Genomic DNA, 21,323 nt, shown 5'->3' on the forward strand with positions numbered 1-21,323 from the left:
CGCCTCTCCGCTATTGAACGAGCATCGGCACCTGGGTGCCCGACGCGCTGCCGCTGCCGGGCAAGCCGTGCGTCGCGCACGGGTTGTTGCCGGAAACCGACGAACCGAGGTATTCCAGGTGCGCGACGACCGGGCCGCTGCCGGCGCTGAACGGAAGCGGATCGAGCATCAGCACGCAATCCCATTGCGTGACGTGCACCTTGCCGCTGCTTCCGGACAGCGTCGAGCAGTCGCCCTCCGGCGCCAGCGCGAGGCGGCGGTCGCTGCCGTAGGTCGCGTAGTTGCTCGCCGTCGCCGTGCCGTTGGTGGCGATGCCGCTGCCCGACGGCGGTGCGCCGTCGCCCTGGTAAGGCTTGAAGCTCGCGCGGTCGGCCACGAACTGCGTGTACGCGTCGCCCTTGATGCCCGGCGTTCCCGGCGGCCCGTAGTTCGGGCCGACATACGCGTAGCCGGTGAAGTCGGGCTGGCCGCTCGAACCGTTCGCGCCGTTCGTGTAGATGCCGAAGCGCGTGTTCCAGGCCCGCTGCGACGCCGCCTTCAGGCCCGTGGTGGCCAGGTCCGGCGGGCTCGTGATGTTGCAGGTATTGCCCGACAGCTCGCTCGCGAGCGTCGTCTCGTTGGTCGAGCCGTCGAGCGCCGCCCAGCCGAAGTTGCCGGGCCCGTAGGTCGACGACGATCCGGACGGCGACGAGATCCAGTCGCCGACCTTGTAGGGCGGATCGGACGGGCCGCGGCACACGAACACCGGAATCGCGCAGGTCGTCTGCCCGCCGCCGACGGTCGCGATCGCGCTCGCCGACACTTCCGCCGCATTCGCGAGCTTCGTGCCCGGCAGCACGTTCAGCACCTCGATGAACCAGTGCGCGATGTTGCTCAGCGTCGCGGTGCACTGCACGTACTTGATACTCGCCGGGTTCGCGACCGCGTTCTTCGCCAGGAACGGGTTGGTCAGCGAATCGCTGAACGTGACGTTCGCGTTGGTCGACATCTGCACCGACTTCTTCTGGAAAAACACGAAATTCAGGTGGCCGGCGGCGATGCCGTCGGCTTCGGCCACCGACAGGCTGATGGCCGAGGTCAGGTCGCGCGCGGCCGACAGCGCGCAGGCGTCGGCGCTGTTCTGCAGTTCGCTGCGCGTGACGTACAGCTTGCCGAGATCCAGCGCGAGCCCGACGAACCCGATCATCACCGCCAGCGAGAGGCCGACGATGATCGCGACGGCACCGCGTTGGCGATGCAGGCCGCGACGCGTGACTTTCGGATAGCGGGCTGCGCTGTTCATGGCGTTCTCCCTGAGCATGCCGTCGTTATTGGGTGGCCTTGCCGATGCCGATCACGAACGCGTTGGCGGGCGGCACGGTCTGCTTGAACGACTTGTCGTAGTTGTCGAGCGCGGCCGCCGCGGCGGCGCCGTCGACCCCCGGCGCCGACGCCGGATGTTCGCCGGCATGCGGATCGATGATCTGGGCGTGCATCACGGTGCGGACCGAATCGCCGAAGCGGCTGTCCCACACCGGGGTCGACGACATGCAGCCGGCAAGCGCGAAAGCGAGCGGGACGGCGAGCGCCGCGCGGCGCACGAATACGAGGTAGGCGGATTTCATGAGCTTCCCCTTGGATGGCTTCAACGATCGGTGGACTGGGGTTCCGCACCCGCACGCGCCATCTGCGCGTTGGGCGCCGCCGCGGTCCGGTGCTTGGTGCGCGACGCCGGCTGGGCCGACGGTTCGGCGCCGGCGGCCGCAAGACGCGCGGCGGCGGCTTCGATGCGCGCGACGCGAGCCGAGGTGGCCGGGTCGGGCTGCGGCGCGGCAGCCGCGACCGGCGCGAGCGCCTTCGGCGGCTCGGCCGGCGCCGGCTGTTGCACGTCGGCTTGCGGTGCACGCGGCGCGGGCAGCGCGGCCGGCGCGACCGGGGCTTCCGATTTCGGCGCCGGTACCGGTGCCTGGGCCGGGGTCCGCGGCGCGGCGGCTGCATCGTTCGCGGGCTGCATCGGCTGGGCGCCTGCCTTGCGCACGCCGCGGCGGCCTTCCATGTTGCCGGTCGCATACACGTCGATTTCGCTCGGCTTCGAGAAGCTGTCGGTCGGCAGCGCGACGTCCGCGGTCTGCAACGGCTTCACCAGGTGCGGCGTGATCAGGAAGATCAGCTCGGTGCGGTCCTGCTGGAACGACGTGCTGCGGAACAGCGCGCCGAGCACCGGCACTTCGCCGACGCCCGGGATCGCCTTCAGCGCGCCGGTCGCGTTGTCCTTGATCAGCCCGCCGATCGCGAACGATTCGCCGTCGCTCATCTGCACCGTCGTCGACGCGCGCCGCGTCGTGATCAGCGGCAGGATCGACGTGCCGCCGATGTTGGTCGCGCTCAGCGTGACGCCCGTCTGCGACAGCTCCGACACTTCCGGCGCGACCTTCAGGCTGATCCGGCCGTTGGCCAGCACCGTCGGCGTGAACTTCAGCGCGACGCCGAATTCCTCTTCCTGCAGCGTGATCGACGACGTGCCGTTGCCGCTGCTCTGCGGGATCGGGATGAAGATCTTGCCGCCCGCGAGGAACGTCGCCTCCTGGCCGCTGATCGTCACGAGGTTCGGCTCCGCGAGGATCTTGACGAGGTTGTCGGTGTTCTGCGCGTCGGCCGCGATGCTGAACGGCTTGTTGTTCGCCTTGTTGAAGATGGCGCCGCTCGCGACGCCGGCGAGCAGGTTGCTGACCAGCGCGCCGCTCCACGAACCGAAGCCGCCCTGGATGTTGAACGCGCTGCCCATCTGGTTGATCAGCGTCTTCGACACCTCGGCCACCTTCACCTCGAGCATCACCTGCTGCGGCGACGTGACGTTCAGCATATTGAGCACGCCGCCGCCCTGCTTGCCGCCGCCCGCGGCATCGCCCGCGCTGTCGCCGTACGCATGGGCGATCTGCACGGCCTGCTGCGCGGCCTGCGAGCTCGACACGGTGCCCGCCAGCACGATCGTGCCGGCCGCGGTCGACACATGGATGTCGCGCTCGTTCGGCATCAGTTGCAGCAGCGACGCCTGCAGCCCGCCGGCGTCCGCGCCGACCGCGACGTCGATCACCCGGCATGCCCCGCTCCTGCCCTGCACGATCATGTTGGTCGTGCCGACCGCGAGCCCGAGGATGTACAGCGTCTGCGGCGACACCATCGTCGCCTGCGCGACGGCCGGATTGCCGATCGTCCGGTTGCGGACCGGCTCCGGCATCGGCACCAGCAGCGACTTGCCGAGCGGCACCGCGACGCTGGTCGATTCGCGCACGGCGCCGACGCAGTTCGGCCCGCGCAGCGGCCCCGCCGACGCGGCGGGCGCGGCGGCCGGCGCCGGCGTCATGCTGATCGTCATCTGCATCGGCCCCTTGCCGACCGCGGCCGGCGCGCTGGCGCCGCCCTTGGTCAGCACCGCCGATTCGATGCCTTCCTGGGCGAGTGCGCCATATACGGTCAGCCATCCCGAACAGAGGATCGTGGCCATCATCGTGCCCCGTGCGACGCGTGTGCGCAGTGGGCCGGTACCTGTGCGTTGCGGTTTGATCTTCATTTCGTCTGATCCCCCGAGAGACCGGCGCCGTGCCGGTTATCGACTTCCAAGGCCGCCGCGCGTTGCCGGCGGCCGGTTTGTTTGTATGGCTGGTTGGTTTGGTTTCAGAAACACTCGACGCTGCCCTTCACGCCCGTCAGCACGCCGACGCAGTCGCGCCGGACTTCCGGCGCCGCATGCGACGCGACGTGCACACGGACCGGCCGCGCCTGGACGGGCGCCGGCGGCGCTGCCGGTGCGGGCTCCTTGCCGAGCAGCGTCAGCTTGGTCGCGCCGCCGGTGGTCAGCGTCTTCTGGTCCACCTGGTTGCGCAGCACGAGCGACAGCGTGCCGACGCTGCGCGCGAGATCGAGCCGTTCGGCCTGGTCGGGCGTGACTTCCAGCGTCACCGCGTTGACCACCTTCGGCGCCGTGTCGTCGCGGCTGACCTGCTGCGCGACGGCGAGCACGAGGATGTGCTCGAGCACGATCTTCGAGATGCTCTGCCCGTCGGTCTTGCCCTGCTGTTCCTGCGTGTTGACGATCACGTCGACGTAGTTGCCCGGCAGCGCGAAGCCCGCGACGCCGACCACGTCGTTCACGCGCACCGTGATCGCGCGGCTGCCGTCGGCGATCACCGCGGAGAGCCCGCCCTTCGTGCCGACCGGCGCGAGCTTCGACTCGATCACCGGCTCGCCGCGTGCGAGGCTGGTGCGCACGACGCGCCCTTCGAGCGTTTTCGTATCGGTGAACGCGCCGGTCGGCACGCTGCCCGACGGCCAGCTCACCATGTGGATCTGGTTCGGCCCGAGCGGCTCGCCCAGGTTCAGGTCGGTGGTGGCCACCGCGACGGACGTGACCGAGCTCGTGGACGTCTGCATCAGCCAGTGGGAGGCGAATACGACCGCGGCAAGACCCGCGATCATCGCGACGACCAGCATCATGACCGCTCGACTGTTTTTCATGGCAATGCTCCTCGACGAATCGTGAAAGAAACCGCTCAACCGGTGACGAACGTACGGCCGCCGCGCTCGACGGGCGGCGGATGGCTGCCGTCCCGTTCAGGTACCGCGCCGAAGTAACTCGCCCACGCGTCGTACAGCGCGTCGTGCGTCACCTCGGGCGGGTCGCCGCGGTAACGCGCGCCGGCGGCCACGAGGCGCAGCAGGTCCGCCGGAAAGCACGCGAGAAACGCCTTGCCGGTCGGCAGATGCAGCCGATGCAGCAGGAAGTCGAACGCATCGCTCGCCGATACGAGCCCGAGCGACGTGCAGGCCGCGTCGTACACCGCGCGGTAGTCTTCGATCGACATCGCGCCGACGTGCAGCTTCGAGCCGAGGCGGCGCATGAACGCGTCGTCGCAGAACTGCTCCGGCGCCAGGTTGCTCGAGAACACCGGCCATACGTCGAACGGCATCACGAAGCGGTTGCCGGATTCGAGCGTCATGAAATCGACGCCGCGATCGAGCGGACGCAGCCAGCGATTGAGCAGGTCGCGCGGCTCGACGCGCTGGCGGCCGAGATCGTCGATCACGTACATGCCCATGTTCGCCTTCATGTGCGGCGGCGCCTGATAGAAGCCGGCCGCGTCGTCACGGCGCAGGTCGAGTTCGTCCAGCGTCAGCTCGCCGCCCGACATCACGACCGGCCGGCGGCACAGGCGCCAGCGGCGATCGACCGACTGGCCGCCGCCCGGCGCCGGCGCGTCGACGTGCACGAGCGGGTCGTAGACCTGGATCACTTCGCCGGCCGCGCAGATCGCATGCGGGACCGGCACGCGGCCGTGCATCAGCGCGCCGAGCCGCTCGGCGAGAAAGGTCTTGCCGCTGCCGGCCGGGCCATGGATGAGCAGCGGCCGGCCGGCGTTCAGCGCGGCGGCCGCCGCATCGAGCACCGCCGTGTCGATCACGATGCCTTCGAATGCCTCCCACACGTCGCTTTGGCCGATGTGCAGCTTGCGCACCGAATGCGCGGCCACGCTCGCCAGATACGCGTCGAGCGTGACCGGCGCGGGGCCGCTGTAGCCGCTGCGTTCCCGTTCCTCGAGCGCGAGCACGCGGCCCGCATCGGTGAGGCGGAACGTCACGTCGAGATCGGTCGCGCCGCGATGGGTCAGCTCGACGAGATGCTCGCGCACCAGGAACGCGAAGACGTCGTCGAGCACCGCGAGCGGCAGGCAGTGCCGCTCGACCAGGTCGCCGTACGACGGGCGGCCGAGCACCAGCGTCGACTTCAGCACGAGGCCGGCGACGAACGCCGTGCTCAGCCCGGTTTCGGCGAGCGAGCGCGGCGCCGGCGGCAACTGCGCGCCCAGCTTCGTATGGACCTCCCGCGACGGCGGCGGATCGGGCAGGCGTGCCACCTGCGCGTCGCGTCTCGGTTCGGTGTGGTTCGTGTTCATGATCGTTGCGTCCTCGTTGCGTCCTCGTTGCGGATCCGCCGCGCTATGCGCACGACGCGAACAGCATGCCCAGCGTGCCGGCCGCGATCGCCACGCCGTACGGCAGCGTGCCGACCGAGGCGATCTCGACGGGGCCGTCGTCGGCCTCGGCGCGTGCCGCGTGCGAGCGCCGCACGATCAGCGTGCGCACGTTCGCCCACATCCGGCGCATCCGCCCGCGCAGCAGCGCGTAGGCGACGGCGCCGACCCCGCCGGCCAGGAACGTGGCCAGCACGATGTAAAACGTCATTTCCGCGCCGACCCATGCGCCGATCGCGAGCATCAGCTTCACGTCGCCCGCCGCCATCCCGCGCAACAGATAGAACGGCAGCAGCAGCCCGAAGCCGGTTGCGGCACCGGCGAGCCATCCGAGCACGCCGGCCGAAAAGCCGTGCAACAGGCACTGCGCGACCAGCGCGCCGGCCAGGCCGAGCAGCACGAGGCGGTTCGGAATGCGACGGCTCGCGATGTCCGTGCTGGCCGCGGCGATCGCGAGCAGCGTCACGCACAACGGAACCGGATAAGGCGGCGCAACGGGAAACATGGCGAACCTCGCGTATCGAATCGGTGGATCAGGAAACCATGGACAGCGCGGTGGTCACGGCGGTGCTCACGGCGGCCGTCACGGCCGCGGCGATCATCTCGTACGCATCGCCGAGCGAGCCCTTCAGCGTGACGACGCTGCCCAGCACCGCAATGGCGAACATCGACGCGAGCAATGCGTATTCGATCGACGTCACACCCTGTTCGTCGGCGATCCAGCGACGGGCGACACGTGTGATGGCTTGCATGATGGTCTCCGGTTTCCGGTTGACGGAATCGCCGGGGACGGCTCGAACACTGCACCAGCCGAGCCGCCCGCGGCACGGTGCATCAGATGCCTGCAACCGCCGAATCGAGGTCGGCCGCGATCGTGCTGAACACGGTCTTCAGGTCCTTCCCGATGGTCGACAGCGCGAGGATGATGCCGACTGCGATCAGTGCGGCGATCAGGCCGTATTCGATGGCGGTCACGCCGTCTTCGTCGCGAATGAAACGGCCGGCTTGTTGAATGAACTTGGACATGGTGTTCTCCTTTCGTGGTGACTTTCAAAAGCCTCGCGCACCGGCTGGTCGGACGACCGTGCATCGATACGGCGAGGAATATCGTTGATGCCGTGTGGCGCCGACGAACGATTCGAACGATCGGACAAACCGTTCGTCGTACCATCCATCAGAGGCCTGCTACCGCCGAGTCCAGATCCGCGGCGATCGTGCTGAACACGGTCTTCAGATCCGTACCGACCGTCGCCAGGGCGGCGACGATGCCGATCGCGATCAGCGCGGCGATCAGACCGTATTCAATGGCCGTCACGCCGTCCTGATCCTGGACGAACCACGCGACCTTTTCGATGACTCTTGACATGAGCACTCTCCTTTCGGACTGCTATGAAATACCCTTCGTCGGTCGAGACGTCGGGGGTGGGCACCACCGGCACTACGCTGGAAATCGGAAGCCGACGATCAGTCGCGGAAACGGGGCGGACTACCGCGGTCCGTACGAACGGGTATCGGCGAGACGGAGCATGAGAAGCGCGTGTACGGTCCGACCGGCCGGACGAATCGGGCGGGTCGAGCGACCGGAACGGCACGACGGCCATTCGACGCATGGAATCCGGTTGAGCGGGAGAGGAACTCCCGGCAAAGCTGCAATGTGTCTTTAACGCGGCTTGCGATCCGCGATGTGCTGTGGTCGTTCATTTTTATTCCCCATGTACTGCCATGCCGATTTCTTATTGCCCGGAAGCTGCCAGGTCTGATGGGTCGTTCGACGACGGTTTCCGCGGTTGACCGGACGGGAGCCGCATGTTCCCCAACGCGCTCCGGACCATCTTTTCCGCAGGCGATTCGCGAGCCGGTTCCACTGCTTGTTGCCTGAACCGCCCGGTCGCCACATCGTCGACTGCCGTGCCAACGCTTACGCAAAGAGCGGACCATCCCGGGTGGAATCGAGGCGTATCAAGGGTTCCGGCGATCCGCACGCCTGCCCGTCAAACGCCCGGCTACCGAAATGTTTCAACTTTGATATATGCGGCTCGGGCGCATGCAGTCGGCATGAAACCCCGTCGCCGCGCTGCACAAAGGGCCTAAAAAATTTTCTCGGGATTTTCCCGAACGCGGCGAGTCGCTCGCGCGTGGAGGGTTCGGCGGCATGCCCGCTCGGTAAAAATCACGGAATGTTTCAGGCCAGAAACACAAATCCCGGCGGCGGGGTTTTCTCATACCAGAAATGGCGGTTTTCGCCCGAATCGCTGAACACATTCAATGCCGTCCGACCGTGCCTGGTTTGCATCACGCGTTTTTTTCTTCAACAATGAATTCACCGGACAACGCCATTTCAGCGCGATCGATCCGCAGGCACGACAACATCAAACGGCTGCGACAGACCACGCGGCCACACGACAGACGGGGCATCATGTACACAGCCAATCGTGAAACGCGCGATCGCGCAATACGCTGTGCTCAATGGCTGACGGCCGACCGGATCATTCCGTACAGCTGCATCATGCTGATGCTCTTCGTGGCGCTGCTGATCGTCTGGGGTATCGTGACCGACGGCTTCACGTCGAACGCCACCGCCCGCCCCGGCACCGACTTCTCGGTCTTCTGGACCGCATCGCATCTCGTGTTGCAAGGCCATGCCGCGGCGGCCTACGACACGTCGTCATTCCTGCAGGCCGAGTTCGCGCACTTCGGTGCGTATCTGCAAAACCGGCCGCTTCCCTGGCTCTATCCGCCGACGATGCTGCTGTTCATCGCCCCGGTTGCCCTCGTGCCTTTCCTGCCCGCTTACTTCCTCTTTTTCGCGGGCAGTCTTTTATGCTATGCGTTCGCCGTCTCGCGGTTGTCGGGGCTGCGCGCGCATCTTCCCGTGCCGCGCGCCGCGACGCTCGTCGTCGTCGCGTATTCGGCCGTGTGCATGTCCGCGCTGTTCGGCCAGAACAGCATCCTGACCGCCGGCCTCGCCGCGCTCGCGCTGCATCTGCTCGGCAAGCGTCCGGTCGTGGCGGGCGTGCTGATCGGGCTGCTCGCGATCAAGCCGCAACTCGCGGTCGTGTTCCCGTTCGTGCTGATCGCGACGCGCGCATGGCGCACCTTCGCGGCGGCCGCGCTCAGCGCGACGCTGTTCGCGGCCGCCGGCGTCGCACTGGCCGGCCCCGCCGCGCTGCACGGATTGAGTCATGCGATGTCGACGGTACGCGAGCAGCATTTCATGCTCGCGTCGTACTGGCTCGCGTCGCCGACGCCGTTCGCCGCGCTGCGGCTCGCGGGCGCGCCGGTGGCCGCCGCGCTGGCCGCCCAGGCGGCGGTCGCGCTCGTCGCGCTCGCCGCGGCCGTCGACGTATGGCGCCGCACGCGCGACATGCGGCTGCGCGGCGCGGCGCTGGCGGTCGCCACGCTGCTGACGACGCCGTACCTTTGGAACTACGAACTGACGTGGCTCGGCATCGCGGTCTTCTGCCTGATCGCGCACGGTCTCGACGAAGGCTGGCTGCCCGGCGACCAGGGCATCCTCGTGCTGGCGTGGCTGCTGCCGATCTTCGAAATGCTGAACCGACTGACGAAGCTGCCGCAGATCGGGCCGGTCGTGCTGCTCGCGGTGCTGTTCGTGGTGGTGCGCCGCACGGCGCTCGCCTCGCGGAGCGCACGATGAAGACGCCGTCGTTCGCCCGCCACGCGCACCCGGCCGCCAGCGTGCATCCGGAACTCCCGATCGCGGGCCCGCGCCGCCGTCCGCACTGGCTCAACCGCGATCGCGTACGGCTATATGCGGCCGCCGTGCTGTTGACGGAGCTGCTGTTCATCGTCATCTACCTGATCCGCGTGCACCTGTCGCACGACGGCGCGCTGGAGCCGCTGTCGCAGGATTTCTCGCCGGTCTGGAGCGCCGCATGGCTGGCCGCGCACGGGCACGGAGCCGACGCGTGGCATTACTCCACGCTGTTCGCGGTCCAACAGCACGCAATCCCGACGATGACCCTCGCGGACGGCACGCTGCCATGGCTCTATCCGCCGACCATGCTGCTGCTCGTGCTGCCGCTCGGCTGGCTGCCGTACACGCTGGCGCTCGTGCTGTGGCTCGGCATCGGAATCGCGCTGTTCGCGGCGGCGATGCGCGCGACCGTGCAGCGCGATGTCGCGTGGCTCTGCGCGCTTGCGTTCCCCGGCGCGTTCCTTACGGTGATCGTCGGGCAGACGAGCCTCTTCACCGCGACGCTCGCCGCGTTCGGACTGCTCGCGCTGAATCGCCGCCCCGTCTGCGCCGGCATCTGTTTCGGGTTGGTGACGATGAAGCCGCAGCTCGCGGTGCTGTTCCCGCTCGCGCTGCTGTGTGCCGGCCAATGGCGCGCGCTGGGCGCATGGGCCGCGACGATCGCCGTCAGCGCCCTGCTCGCGACGCTCGCGTTCGGCGTCGGCCCATGGATCGCGTTCATGCACCTGATCGCGCACGTCTATACGATCGTCGGCACCGGCCACGCCAAGCTCGCGCGCATGCCGACCCTGTTCGCGCTCGCGACGATGGCCGGCTGGCCCGCGCTCGTCGCGCGCGGCCTTCAATTACTGTCGGCGGCGGGCGCGGCGATTGCCGTCGTCTACGCGTGGCGCGGCGCGTGTTCGTATGCGCTGCGCGCCGCGACCCTCGCATGCGCATGCCTGCTCGTCAGCCCCTACCTGTACGACTACGACCTGACCTGGTACGGCATCGTGATCGCGTGGTACGCCCGCTATGCGTGGACGCACGGCTGGCGGCGCTTCGATCGCGAATGGCTGATGCTTCTGTGGCCGATGCCGCTCGCGAGCCTCGCGATCGTGCCGCATCTGTCGTTCCAGTTCATGCCGCTCGTGACGCTCGCGTCGCTCGCGCTGCTCGTCAGCCGGATCGCCCACGAAAGACGCGACGTGCCGTCGATGCCCGACGCGCGCGACATCTCGACCGAGACCGAATTCGCACACCCGGTCCGACCGCACCACCGCCCGGCGCACGGCATGCGCCGCACCGGCCGCCTGACGCTCGGCGCCCACCGGTAAAACGACATCACAAGGGGAATCATCATGCGGGAATCCATCTACACGCCGCTCGTCTCGCTGGTCGTGCCGTTCTACAACGAAGGCGAAGCCGTCGAGCGCTTCTTCGACGTCGTGATTCCGCTGATGAGCGCGATCGATGCGATCCGCTTCGAGATCGTCTGCGTGAACGACGGCAGCCGCGACGACACGCTGGAGCGCCTGGTCCGGATCGGCGCCGCCGAGCGGCGCGTGCGCGTCATCGATCTCACCCGCAACTTCGGCAAGGAGGCCGCGCTGACGGCCGGCCTCGACGAAGCCGCCGGCGACGCGGTGATCCCGCTCGACGCCGACCTGCAGGACCCGCCGAGCCTGATTCCGGTGCTGATCGAGCACTGGCGCGACGGCGCGGAGGTCGTCGCGGCGAAGCGCAGCAACCGCGCCTGCGATTCGTTCGCGAAGCGCACCGCCGCCGCGGTCTACTATCGCGTGCACAACCTGCTGTCGGACGTGAAGCTGCCGGAGAACGTCGGCGATTTCCGGTTGATGGATCGCAAGGTCGTGAACGCGCTGCGCAACCTGCCCGAGCGGCATCGCTTCATGAAAGGCCTGTTCGCATGGGTCGGCTACAAGACCGTGATCGTCGAGTACCAGCGCGATCCGCGCAGCGCCGGGCATTCGAAATTCTCCGGCTGGAAGCTGTGGAATTTCGCGCTGGAAGGCATCACCAGCTTCAGCACCGTGCCGCTGCGCAGCTGGACTTATATCGGCGTGGGCATCGCGGCGCTCGCGTTCGTGTACGGCGCGTTCATCATCCTGCGCACGCTGCTGTTCGGCAATCCGGTGCTCGGCTATGCGTCGCTGATCTCGGTCACGCTGTTCATCGGCGGCATCGAGCTGATCGGGATCGGCGTCGTCGGCGAATACGTCGGGCGGATCTACGACGAATCGAAGCAACGGCCCGTGTATCTGATCCGCCGCCGCTACGAGACGCATGGCAAGGTGATCGAACTGCCGGTCGCGCGCGACGCACGCCGCCAGGCTGCCCGCCGGCGCGCGCAGCCGGTCCGGGCGCGCATCGGCGCACGCTGACGCGCTCGCGCCATGATCGCGCTGCTCCAGGCCGAGCGCACGCGGCTCGTGCGTTTCGGCGTGTCCGGGCTCTGCTCGACCGCGATCCACTCGCTGGTCGCCGCCGCCCTGTTCGCGCTGAGCGATGCGACGCCGGTGAGCGCGAATGCGGTCGCGTTCCTCTGCGCGACCGCGTTCTCGTATCTGGCGAATACACTGTGGAGCTTCTCGTCGACGGTGCGCACCCGTAACGCGACGCGCTTTCTCGCGGTCACGCTCGCCGGGTTCGTCGAAACGATGCTGCTTGCGCGCGCCGCCGAGGCGCTGGATGCATCGCGCGCGATGAGCGTCGTCGCGATCGCGCTGCTGATCCCGCCGACGACGTTCGTGCTGCACCGGCGCTGGACGTATCGGTAAGCGGCCTGCAACCGAAGCTCCAATGCCGCCGTGCCCATGCAACGCATCGACTCGGTCGATGCCGCGTGCCATCCACCCAAACGTGCCGCGCCCGCGGCGCACTCAACGCAACGGCGACCACGCCTCCGGCAAGCCGATCGTCGACGTCGCCCTTTCGATCTGCTCCGGCCCGCCTGCCGGCGGCCACAGGCCCTCGGCATAGTGCCGCTTTCTCAACGCCATGCGTTCTTCCAGACTCGAGAATCCCCAGATGTGCGTGATGCGCGGCGGTCCATCGAGCGCGTACATGTTGCAAACGAGATGCGACGTATAGGCTTTGGCCGGGCCCACCGCACGTTCCCACGCGGAAATGGTCGGCGCGACACCGCCGGCTTTCAGCCAGTAGCGACGAATCTCATAGAAGTCGCCCAATACCGCCGGCTCGATGTCGGGTAGAAAAGGAAAAAGTGCGTAACTTTCCATGCTCAGTCGAACGGACGCGCTTTCAATCCCGAAAGGTCGCCCGGCGCTCAATGCCCGATTACGTTCATGCTGCAATTCATCCATCGTCTCGAAGCCACGCAGCACGACAACCCGCGATAACTCGCCGATTTCCGTGCGCCATGCACCAAGCAGCCGCCCCCGCGCGTCGGCATCCGATACCCAGTGATGCGCACGGCCGGACACGATATTCTGGTCCGGAAGCGGACACGACAACGTCGTAAGTTCATACCGCATTTCTGCCCTCCTTTCGCTCGCCTGTCGCAATGCATTTCCATCGCAATGTATTTCCAAACCGGCGGCCGATAAACGCGCCGCACCTTGAAACAGAATCCAGTACCATTGCGCAATGGATCTCCTCAAGGCGATGGCCGTATTCGTCCGCATCGTGGAAACGGGCAGCCTGACGGCGGCCGCGCAGGCGTCCGATCTGTCGCCGACGATGGTCGGCAACTACCTTCAGGCTCTGGAAAGTCGGCTGGGCGCGGTCCTCGTTCACCGCACGACCCGTAAGCAGAAAGTCAGCGCGTTCGGCCAGGCTTATTACGAGCGATGCGTCGAAGTCCTCGGTCTGGTCGACGACACGGAACAGCTTGCACTCGATCACCTCAAGCATCCACGAGGGCGTCTGCGCGTGACGGCGCCTGTCGTGTTTACGAACGAGTGCCTGATTCCCGCGCTCGCGGACTATTACCAGCGCTACCCCGAGATCAAGCTCGATATCGTCGCAACCGACTCGCTCGCCGATCTGTTCGACGAAGGTTTCGAGGCCGCCATTCGCATCGGCGCGCTCGCCAGCCCGGATGTGGTCGCGCGTCCGCTGACGCCATACCGGCTGGTACTGTGTGCGTCGCCCGCTTACGTTCACGAACATGGCGCGCCGACTACGCCGCACGCGCTGCGCGAGCATCACTGCCTCACGTATGCGTATCCGCCCCGATCGGAATGGCACGCGGCGCAATCTCACTGGATGCTGGAAGGTCCGGACGGGCCGACGACCCTTTGCGTGGACGGCAGACTGAAAATCGACAGCGCGGAAGCGCTGCGACGGGCGACGTTGAGCGGGCTGGGTATCGCGATGCTGCCTTCGATGTTGATCCACGAGGACATTCTCGAGGGGCGGCTCATCGAGATCATGCCGGACTTCGCCGCCCCCGAGCGGTCGATGCATCTGCTTTATCCGCAACAGAAGCAGAAGTCCCCGAAGCTTCGCAGTTTTACTGAATTCGTGGTCGAGCGGTTCGGCGCCGAAACGGCCTCCCGGACCTGACGCGGCAACCGCCGCCGGTCGCGAAAAGCGCCCTATTCCACCGCGCCCCCGGCTTCACGCCTTCGCGAAGGCGAGCAAGCGTTCGCCGAGTCTGGCCGGCTGCTCCTGCTGGATCCAGTGGCCTGCGCCGTCGATCATCTCGATGCCACGCATGCTCGTCGTCGCCTTCGTTCTCATCAGATCGAGCGCGCCCGGCGCCGAATAAGTGCCCCAATCGCTCGTGCCGCCAATGAAGAGCGAGGGGACGTCGATCGTCTTGCCCGAAAACAGGCGCAACTCCGCGTTCAGGTCGGGATCGGACAACACACGATAAGCCTGAAGCGCGCCTTGAAACCCGGTGCGGCCGTATTCCGCGGTGTACACGCCAAGTTCCGCGTCGGTCAGCCATGTGCAGCCAAGGGTTGGGGCGGCGGACGGTTGGAATGGCGCGACGGTTTCGGGCATCGTCTTGCCGAGATCCATCACGTAGTACGTGGGCATTTGCGCCAGTTCCGCGGCCGTGAGCGCCTTCAGCGGATGCGGCTTGTTTCCCGGCCAGTCGGCGCTCTTGACATGGAAAAATGCGCGAAGAAACGCGGATAACCCTTGCGGTGGGTGCCGCATGTCCCGGTTGGCGTTCCGTGTACAGAGGTATTGCTGGTAATGCTGTCTCGGCGGATCGAGCGCGGCAAGCGCCGCCGCCAGCTTCCGACCGTCATTGTTCGGTTGAGCCGACGATGCCTCGCTTCGCGCCGTGTCGAACGGAAGCGCCGGCGGGCCAGGAAACGGTGCGCTCATCAGCACCACCGACGGAAAGACGTCAGGTCGCGCCAGCGCGCAATACGCCGCCACGGGCGAGCCGAGATCGTGCCCTACGAGCATCGACGTATGCCGATACCCCAATGCCGAAACCAATCCGAGGGCGTCGCGCGTCATATTCAAGAGGCTGAACGGCGCGAGCGGGGCATCATAGTCGTTCGCCCAACCGGTGGTGCGTCCATAACCCCGCTGGTCGGGTGCCACGACGTGGTATCCCGCGTCGGCCAGGATGGGCATCAGATGCCGCCAGCCGTAAGCCAGATCCGGAAAGCCGTGCAAAAGCAACGCGAGCGGCCGGCCGGCGCTTTCATGGCCGGCCTCGAGAATATGGACATCGAGGCCGTTCACCCCGTGGATCATGCGCGAGCGCACCCCGTTGGGAAGCGTTCCTGCGGCGTAGGTCGGCATGGCCAGATCACCTTCTCGTGTGGGGTTTGCGCGGGCAGGTCGAAACAACGCCGCAACCAGGCCGGCTGCGCCCATCGCCAGGACGGTTCGTCTCGGCGCCGATGGCTTGCTCTTGTCGACGGGCATCGCGGCGCTCCGGAATAGGGTGATCACCATACTATGGCGATCGCTATAGTCGGGTCAAGCCAAACGTGGTACTTTTCCGCCATGACACGCAAGACTGACGCTCGCGCTCGCGCGATTGCCACGGCCGAACGGCTGTTTCGCATCCAGGGCTACACCGCGACCGGACTGACCCAGATCCTCGAGGAAAGCGGTGCGCCCAAGGGGTCGTTCTACTTTCACTTTCCCCGCGGCAAGGCCCAACTCGCGGAAGAAGCAATCGATCAGTACGTCACGAATCGAATGGCCGTCTTGCAGAACATCTCGGCCGAAACGACCGGTCATGCGCTGGATTTCGTGCGTCGGCTCTTCAGCACATTTGCGGCCGAAATGGTCGCCGCCGATTTCCAGTACGGGTGCCTGATGCAAAACCTGGCCAACGAACTGCCCGCGCTCGACGCCGAGCTGACCGAGCGGGTCGCGCGGGGGTTTGCCGATTCGACCGAGGTGATCGCGGCGCATTTCAGGGGGTGCGGTTTTGCTTCCGCGCGCGCATCCTCAGCCGCGGCCGCATTGGTCGCCGCGCTCGAAGGCGCCCGCACGATCGCGCGTCTGGAACGCTCGCCGGCCGTGTTCGACGCGCTGGCAGACGTCAGCAGCCAAGGATGGGGCGCCTCCGAGGGGTGATCCGCTCCGATGTTCTCGTGACACGTCGTGCCTTCCGCCGATCACGGGGACATTGTCCGGTGTCGTGAAGCCGCGCCGGTTCGGTATCAGCGCAATCACGAAACTGGAAACGCCCGAAAGCCGCGAGATTTCCAGCCTCCGTCGCGAACGCCGGAGCCACGGATCAATGCGATGCCCCGAACAGTCGAATCACCACGCCGCGCAGCCATCGGTTGCCGGCCTCGTGGTGATAGCGTGCGTGCCAATGCTGCCGCACCGCGAAACCCTCGACTGGAATCGGGCATGCGTGAACCGCCAGATCGTTGGCCTGGGCCAGCATCTCACCGATATGACGAGGTAGCGTCGTGATCAGGTCGGTCGTCTGAACGATCGCCCCCAACCCCAGAAAACCCGGCAATTCCAGCACCACGTCCCGCTCGATGCGCGCCTGCCGCAGCGCCTGTTCGAGGAGCTGCGCCCCCGTTCCCGCTGTAATCGCGACATGCCCCTCCGCGCGATACTGCTTGACCCCGAGCCGGCCGCGAATCCTGGGGTGATGCCGATTCACCAGACAAATCCAGTCCTGGTCATACAGCTTCTGCTGGTAAATGCCGCCACCCAGCCACGGCACGTAGCCGATCGCGAGATCGGCTTCGCCGGATTCGAGCGCCCGCTCCGTATTGCCGTCGATCCGCGCGGCTTCCAGCCGGACGCCCGGCGCCTGCGCGCGGACATGGGCCAGCAGCCGCGGCAGCAGCGTGACGTGGCTCGCGTCCGTCATGCAGATGCGAAAGCGTCGCTGGGCGGTCGCGGGGTCGAACGCGATCTCCCACGCGGTGAAGCGCCGCAACGATTCGAGGATTTCCCGGCATGGCCCGATCAGCGCGTCGGCTTGCGGCGTCGGCGCCATGCCGCCGGGCGTGCGGATGAAAAGCGGATCGTGCAGATGTTCCCGCAAGTGGCCGAGCCAGATGCTGACCGTCGGCTGGCTCTGGCCGAGTTGCTCGGCGACGCGCGTGACGCTGCGCACGTCGTACAGGAGATCGAATAGCTGAAGCAGCTTCAGGTCCGGCAGATCGGCGGGCATCGTCGCATTATTGTCCAGGGCAATGACGCCATTGTATCCATTGCATTGTCGACATGAGCGACGACTCCTATCGTGAGGCCATACGTCAAGGAGACACCATTGAAAATCGCGATTCTGGGAGCTGGCGCACTGGGCTGTGCGATCGGCGCCACCCTTACCGAAGGCGGTCACGAGACCTGGTTGATCGACCGCTCGCCCGCGCACGTCGATGCGATGCGCCGTGACGGCCTGCGGGTCGACGACGCGCGCGGCACCCGGCAGGTACGCGTGCACGCGACGACGCAGGCTGCCGAAGTCGGCACGGCCGACGTGGTCGTGGTGTTGGTCAAGTCGTTCCACACCGACGCGGCCATCCGCGGCGCCCTGTCGCTGGTCGGGCCCGATACCGTCGTGCTGTCGCTGCAGAACGGCCTCGGCCACGAGGACATCCTGAGCGACGCCGTCGGCCGCGAGCGCGTCCTCGCGGGCAAGACCTACGTCGGCGGCGTGCTGCGCGGCCCGGGTCATATCGAATCCGGCGTGATCGGCAAATACACCTACCTCGGCGAACTCGACGGCCGCATCACGCCGCGCGTGCGGGCGATCGCCGCCGCGTTCGATGCCGCCGGCCTCGCGACGACGATCAGCGACAACATCGTCGGCACGATGTGGGACAAGCTGCTGGTGAATGTCGCGACCGGCGCGCTGACGGGCCTCACCGGCCTTACCTACGGGCAGCTCTACGACGAGCCGCTGCTGAAGGCGACGTCGCTCGCGGCGGTCGCCGAGGCGATCGCGGCGGCGCAGGCGGCCGGCGTGAAACTGTCGATGACCGATCCCGAACAGGCCTGGACGCTCGCCGCCGAGGGGCTGCCGGCCGCGTTCAAGACCTCGATGCTGCAAAGCCTCGAGAAAGGCTCGATCACCGAGATCGACTTCATCAACGGTTCGGTCGTGCGCTGCGGGCAGCGCTACGGCGTGCCGACCCCCGTCAATGCCACGCTCGTCGCCTGCATCAAGGGGCTGGAGCGCGCGATGGCCGATCGCCAACGCGAGGAGGCAGCCGCATGAGCGCCACGAAAGCCTATCTCGAACACGTTGCGATCTGGGTGAAGGACATCCACTGGCACATCCGTTTCTTCGAGGACGTGCTCGGCATGACGCTGCGCGAAGTGGACGGCACGCTCGACGCGCCGCGGCAGTACTGGACGCTCGGCGGCCTGCAGTTCATCCACGCGCCGGAACATGACGGCCCGGAAGGCCGGCTCGCCCATCTCGGCGTGATGTGCGAGGACCTGGAGGCCGCGCTGGCCGCGGCGCGGCGATTCGACGTGACGGAGATGCCGCAGGGGCGCAACTGGATTCGCCTGCCCGACGGGCTCGCCGTCGAACTGATTCAGGCCCGGCCGGCTTCCTGCGTCGCGCAGGCACTGGCCATCAACCCGCGCGCGGAGGCATGACCATGACGATCGTCGAGAAATACTGGGACGACGCCCGCGAAGGCGACACCTGCACGAGCCCGACCTACCGCGTGACCAAGGAGCGCATTCTCGCGTATGCCGACCTCACCGGCGACCATACGCCCGTTCACGTGGACGAGGAATACGCGAACGCCAGCCATTTCGGCTGCCTCGTCGCGCACGGCCTGTTCGGGCTGTCCGTGGCCGACGGCCTGAAGACCCAGAGCGACTATCGCTTCCTGCCGGGCATGTCGCTCGGCTGGACCTGGGATTTCCTGCTGCCGATCAAGGTCGGCGACGTGCTGCACGTGACGTTCCGCGTCGGCTCGATGCGGGCCAGCAAGAGCCGCCCGGACTGGGGCATCGTCGTGCTGCCGTCGGAACTGATCAATCAGGACGGGCAAGTCGTTCAACGCGGCGAACATCGGCTGATGGTGCCGCGCCGTCCGGAGGCACTGTGATGCAGGCACGTCCCCTCGAAGGCATTCGCGTCGTCGACTACAGCCATTTCCTCGCCGGCCCGTATGTCGGCCGCTGTCTCGCGGCGCTCGGCGCCGAAGTCATCAAGGTCGAGCGCCCCGGCGCCGGCGACGCCGGACGCCAGCACGCGACCGTGCTCGACGACCAGCAAAGCGGCTACTTCCTGCAGCTCAACATGGGCAAGCGCGGCGTGAGCGTGAACATGAAGGATGCGCGCGGCAAGGCGTTCATGCAGCGGCTGTGCGACTCCGCCGACGTTTTCATCGAGAACTATCGGCCCGGCGCGCTGGACAAGCTCGGGCTCGGCTATGAAGAACTGTCGGCGCGCAATCCGGGCCTCGTCTACTGCTCGATTTCGGCGTACGGCCACACCGGTCCCGATGCGCATCGCGCAGGCTTCGGGCTGATCGCCGAAGCGAAGAGCGGGATCATGCAGATGGTCGGCACGCCGGGCGAGCGCCCGCCGCTGCTGCGCATTTCGCTCGGCGACATGTACACCGGCATTCATGCGGTCGCGGCGATCAACGCCGCGCTGCTGGGGCGCGTGAAGAGCGGCCGCGGGCAACACGTCGACATGGCGCTGTACGACACGCTGGTATCGATGCACGAATACGCGGTGCAGTGCTACACGCTGAAGGGCGTGCTGCCCGAACAGACCGGGCACGACATGCCGACGTCGACCCTCTATGGCGTGTTCCGCGCCGCGGATGGCGATCTCGTGATCGCCGCGCAGGTGGACGACGCGTGGAAGCGCTTCGCCGCGCTGATTGAGACGCACGGCGGCCCGGCGGGCTTCGGCGCCGACACGCGGTTTCACGACAGCACCGGGCGCAACGCGCACCGTACGGAGATCCTGTCGGTGGTCGAGCCGTGGGTGGCCGCGCGTTCCGTCGCGTCGGTACTGGACCTGCTGGACGGCATCGACGTTCCGTGCGCGAAGGTACAGCGCATCGACGAGGTGTTGAACGATCCGCAGATCCAGGCCCGAGGCATGGTCGTCGAGCAGCAGCATCCGCGCTACGGCACGCTGCGCCTGCCCAACCTGCCGTTCCGGTTTTCCGATTGCGATACGACGATTCGCGAAGTCGCGCCCGATCTCGGGCAGCACAACGCGGAAGTCGCACGCTCTCTCGGGTTCGATGCGGCCGAAATCGACGCGATGCAGGCAGACGGTGTCCTCTATTCGAAAGCGAGCCAATGATGACTGATCAATACGCGGTGATCGGCAATCCGATCGGACATACGAAATCCCCGCTGATTCACGGCCTCTTCGCGCAAGAGACGAAGCAGGACCTCCGCTATACCGCGATCGAGGGCCCGCTCGAGCCGGCAGGCGCTTTTGCTGCCACGGTGCGTGCGTTTTTCGAGGGCGGCGGCAAGGGCATCAACGTCACCGCGCCGTTCAAGCTCGACGCGTTCGCGATGTCGGACGAACGCAGCGAGCGTGCGCAGCTCGCGGGCGCGGCCAACGCGCTCAAGTTCGACGGCGGCCGCATCCTGGCGGACAACTTCGACGGTATCGGACTGGTTCGCGACATCGAAGCGAACCTCAATCTGCCGATGGCCGGCAAGCGCGTGCTGGTGCTCGGTGCGGGCGGCGCGGCGCGCGGCGCGCTGTTGCCGTTCCTCGAAGCCGGCCCGGCGGAACTCGTGATCGCGAATCGCGACGTCGACAAGGCGCGCGCACTGGCCGCGCAGGTCGCGGGGCGCGGCCCGCTCGTGGCCGGCAGCTACGCGGACCTCGCGCGGATGGGACGTTTCGACCTCGTCGTCAACGCGACCTCGGCCAGTTTGACCGGCGACCTGCCGCCTGTGCCGCCGAGCGTGTTCAGTCCGAAGGGAACCGCCTACGAACTCGCCTATGGCAAGCGGCTCACGCCGTTTCTCCGGCTCGCGAAAAACGCCGGCGTGCACGGGATCGCGGACGGTGTCGGCATGCTGGTCGAGCAGGCAGCCGAGGCGTTCGCATGGTGGCGCGGCGTGCGCCCCGCGACCAGTTCGGTGATCGACCGGCTGGCCGTGCCGTTCGACTGAGCACGCGATGGATCGGCATGCAGGCGATCCCGATGCGCGACAGCGTCGAGCGCGAC

General features: G+C 67.1%; 23 protein-coding genes. 11 read left to right on the forward strand and 12 right to left on the reverse strand.

Annotation, left to right across the window (positions count from 1 at the left end):
• Positions 1-10 precede the first annotated feature (10 nt).
• The 9 genes from QZM72_RS02460 to QZM72_RS02500 form a co-directional block, all read right to left on the reverse strand.
• Positions 11-1,282 (reverse strand): pilus assembly protein TadG-related protein, encoded by a 1,272-nt coding sequence (locus QZM72_RS02460; RefSeq protein ID WP_089471439.1) that lies wholly within the window; start codon positions 1,280-1,282, stop codon positions 11-13.
• Positions 1,283-1,307: 25 nt separating this feature from the next.
• A complete protein-coding gene (locus QZM72_RS02465; protein WP_089471440.1) occupies positions 1,308-1,604 on the reverse strand; it encodes a hypothetical protein in 297 nt (98 codons plus the stop codon).
• Between the two features lie 20 nt (positions 1,605-1,624).
• Entirely contained in the window at positions 1,625-3,550 is a 1,926-nt protein-coding gene (locus QZM72_RS02470) for a type II and III secretion system protein family protein (protein WP_301737048.1), read from the reverse strand.
• A 104-nt stretch (positions 3,551-3,654) separates the two neighbouring features.
• The gene (gene cpaB, locus QZM72_RS02475; protein WP_089471442.1) at positions 3,655-4,494 is read right to left on the reverse strand and encodes a Flp pilus assembly protein CpaB; all 840 of its coding nucleotides are present in this window, start codon (positions 4,492-4,494) and stop codon (positions 3,655-3,657) included.
• A 35-nt stretch (positions 4,495-4,529) separates the two neighbouring features.
• Positions 4,530-5,930, reverse strand: a complete 1,401-nt coding sequence (locus tag QZM72_RS02480) for an ATP-binding protein (protein ID WP_301737049.1) — start codon at positions 5,928-5,930, stop codon at positions 4,530-4,532.
• A gap of 43 nt (positions 5,931-5,973) precedes the next feature.
• A complete protein-coding gene (locus tag QZM72_RS02485; protein ID WP_301737050.1) occupies positions 5,974-6,513 on the reverse strand; it encodes a prepilin peptidase in 540 nt (179 codons plus the stop codon).
• A 28-nt stretch (positions 6,514-6,541) separates the two neighbouring features.
• Positions 6,542-6,760, reverse strand: coding sequence for a Flp family type IVb pilin (locus QZM72_RS02490; RefSeq protein ID WP_089471445.1), 219 nt, complete (start codon positions 6,758-6,760; stop codon positions 6,542-6,544).
• A gap of 82 nt (positions 6,761-6,842) precedes the next feature.
• Positions 6,843-7,034, reverse strand: coding sequence for a Flp family type IVb pilin (locus tag QZM72_RS02495; protein WP_059577621.1), 192 nt, complete (start codon positions 7,032-7,034; stop codon positions 6,843-6,845).
• Positions 7,035-7,182: 148 nt separating this feature from the next.
• Positions 7,183-7,374: a Flp family type IVb pilin gene (locus QZM72_RS02500; RefSeq protein WP_089471446.1), complete on the reverse strand. Its 192-nt coding sequence runs from the start codon at positions 7,372-7,374 to the stop codon at positions 7,183-7,185.
• 1,050 nt (positions 7,375-8,424) lie between these two features.
• On the opposite strand from QZM72_RS02500, the gene QZM72_RS02505 reads away from it, so the two are divergent.
• The 4 genes from QZM72_RS02505 to QZM72_RS02520 are packed head-to-tail and all read left to right on the forward strand — an operon-like array spanning position 8,425 to position 12,503.
• Positions 8,425-9,663 (forward strand): glycosyltransferase family 87 protein, encoded by a 1,239-nt coding sequence (locus QZM72_RS02505; RefSeq protein WP_089471447.1) that lies wholly within the window; start codon positions 8,425-8,427, stop codon positions 9,661-9,663.
• Positions 9,660-11,039: a glycosyltransferase family 87 protein gene (locus QZM72_RS02510; RefSeq protein WP_301737051.1), complete on the forward strand. Its 1,380-nt coding sequence runs from the start codon at positions 9,660-9,662 to the stop codon at positions 11,037-11,039. Before QZM72_RS02505 ends, QZM72_RS02510 begins: the two co-directional genes overlap by 4 nt.
• Positions 11,040-11,063: 24 nt before the next feature.
• Positions 11,064-12,107 carry a glycosyltransferase family 2 protein gene (locus QZM72_RS02515; RefSeq protein ID WP_301737052.1) on the forward strand — a complete coding sequence of 348 codons (1,044 nt, stop codon included), beginning with the start codon at positions 11,064-11,066 and terminating at the stop codon, positions 12,105-12,107.
• A gap of 12 nt (positions 12,108-12,119) precedes the next feature.
• Positions 12,120-12,503: a GtrA family protein gene (locus QZM72_RS02520; RefSeq protein WP_301737053.1), complete on the forward strand. Its 384-nt coding sequence runs from the start codon at positions 12,120-12,122 to the stop codon at positions 12,501-12,503.
• A gap of 102 nt (positions 12,504-12,605) precedes the next feature.
• On the opposite strand, the gene QZM72_RS02525 is transcribed toward QZM72_RS02520, so the two are convergent.
• Entirely contained in the window at positions 12,606-13,220 is a 615-nt protein-coding gene (locus tag QZM72_RS02525; protein ID WP_301737054.1) for an NIPSNAP family protein, read from the reverse strand.
• 112 nt (positions 13,221-13,332) lie between these two features.
• Here QZM72_RS02525 and QZM72_RS02530 point away from each other — a divergent pair, with 112 nt between their 5' ends.
• Positions 13,333-14,253 (forward strand): LysR family transcriptional regulator, encoded by a 921-nt coding sequence (locus QZM72_RS02530; protein ID WP_301737055.1) that lies wholly within the window; start codon positions 13,333-13,335, stop codon positions 14,251-14,253.
• Between the two features lie 54 nt (positions 14,254-14,307).
• Here the strand turns inward: QZM72_RS02530 and QZM72_RS02535 are convergent, their stop codons facing one another.
• Positions 14,308-15,411 (reverse strand): alpha/beta fold hydrolase, encoded by a 1,104-nt coding sequence (locus QZM72_RS02535; RefSeq protein WP_301737231.1) that lies wholly within the window; start codon positions 15,409-15,411, stop codon positions 14,308-14,310.
• Positions 15,412-15,666: 255 nt separating this feature from the next.
• On the opposite strand from QZM72_RS02535, the gene QZM72_RS02540 reads away from it, so the two are divergent.
• Positions 15,667-16,248 (forward strand): TetR/AcrR family transcriptional regulator, encoded by a 582-nt coding sequence (locus QZM72_RS02540; protein ID WP_301737056.1) that lies wholly within the window; start codon positions 15,667-15,669, stop codon positions 16,246-16,248.
• A 163-nt stretch (positions 16,249-16,411) separates the two neighbouring features.
• Here the strand turns inward: QZM72_RS02540 and QZM72_RS02545 are convergent, their stop codons facing one another.
• On the reverse strand, positions 16,412-17,332 hold the full coding sequence (locus QZM72_RS02545) for a LysR family transcriptional regulator (RefSeq protein WP_089471724.1): 921 nt from the start codon (positions 17,330-17,332) through the stop codon (positions 16,412-16,414).
• 81 nt (positions 17,333-17,413) lie between these two features.
• On the opposite strand from QZM72_RS02545, the gene QZM72_RS02550 reads away from it, so the two are divergent.
• From QZM72_RS02550 to aroE, 5 genes are read left to right on the forward strand one after another with little or no spacing between them, the layout of a single operon-like run.
• Positions 17,414-18,364, forward strand: coding sequence for a ketopantoate reductase family protein (locus tag QZM72_RS02550; RefSeq protein ID WP_301737057.1), 951 nt, complete (start codon positions 17,414-17,416; stop codon positions 18,362-18,364).
• Entirely contained in the window at positions 18,361-18,753 is a 393-nt protein-coding gene (locus QZM72_RS02555; RefSeq protein ID WP_089471456.1) for a VOC family protein, read from the forward strand. Before QZM72_RS02550 ends, QZM72_RS02555 begins: the two co-directional genes overlap by 4 nt.
• Positions 18,754-18,755: 2 nt before the next feature.
• Complete coding sequence (locus QZM72_RS02560; protein ID WP_089471457.1) at positions 18,756-19,214, forward strand: MaoC family dehydratase; 459 nt, start codon at positions 18,756-18,758, stop codon at positions 19,212-19,214.
• Positions 19,214-20,434 carry a CaiB/BaiF CoA-transferase family protein gene (locus QZM72_RS02565; protein ID WP_301737058.1) on the forward strand — a complete coding sequence of 407 codons (1,221 nt, stop codon included), beginning with the start codon at positions 19,214-19,216 and terminating at the stop codon, positions 20,432-20,434. The genes QZM72_RS02560 and QZM72_RS02565 overlap by 1 nt, the downstream gene beginning before the upstream one ends.
• Positions 20,434-21,267, forward strand: coding sequence for a shikimate dehydrogenase (gene aroE / locus QZM72_RS02570; RefSeq protein WP_301737232.1), 834 nt, complete (start codon positions 20,434-20,436; stop codon positions 21,265-21,267). The genes QZM72_RS02565 and aroE overlap by 1 nt, the downstream gene beginning before the upstream one ends.
• Positions 21,268-21,323: the final 56 nt, after the last annotated feature.

Source organism: Burkholderia sp. AU45388 (genome assembly GCF_030481585.1).
Taxonomy (GTDB): domain Bacteria; phylum Pseudomonadota; class Gammaproteobacteria; order Burkholderiales; family Burkholderiaceae; genus Burkholderia; species Burkholderia sola.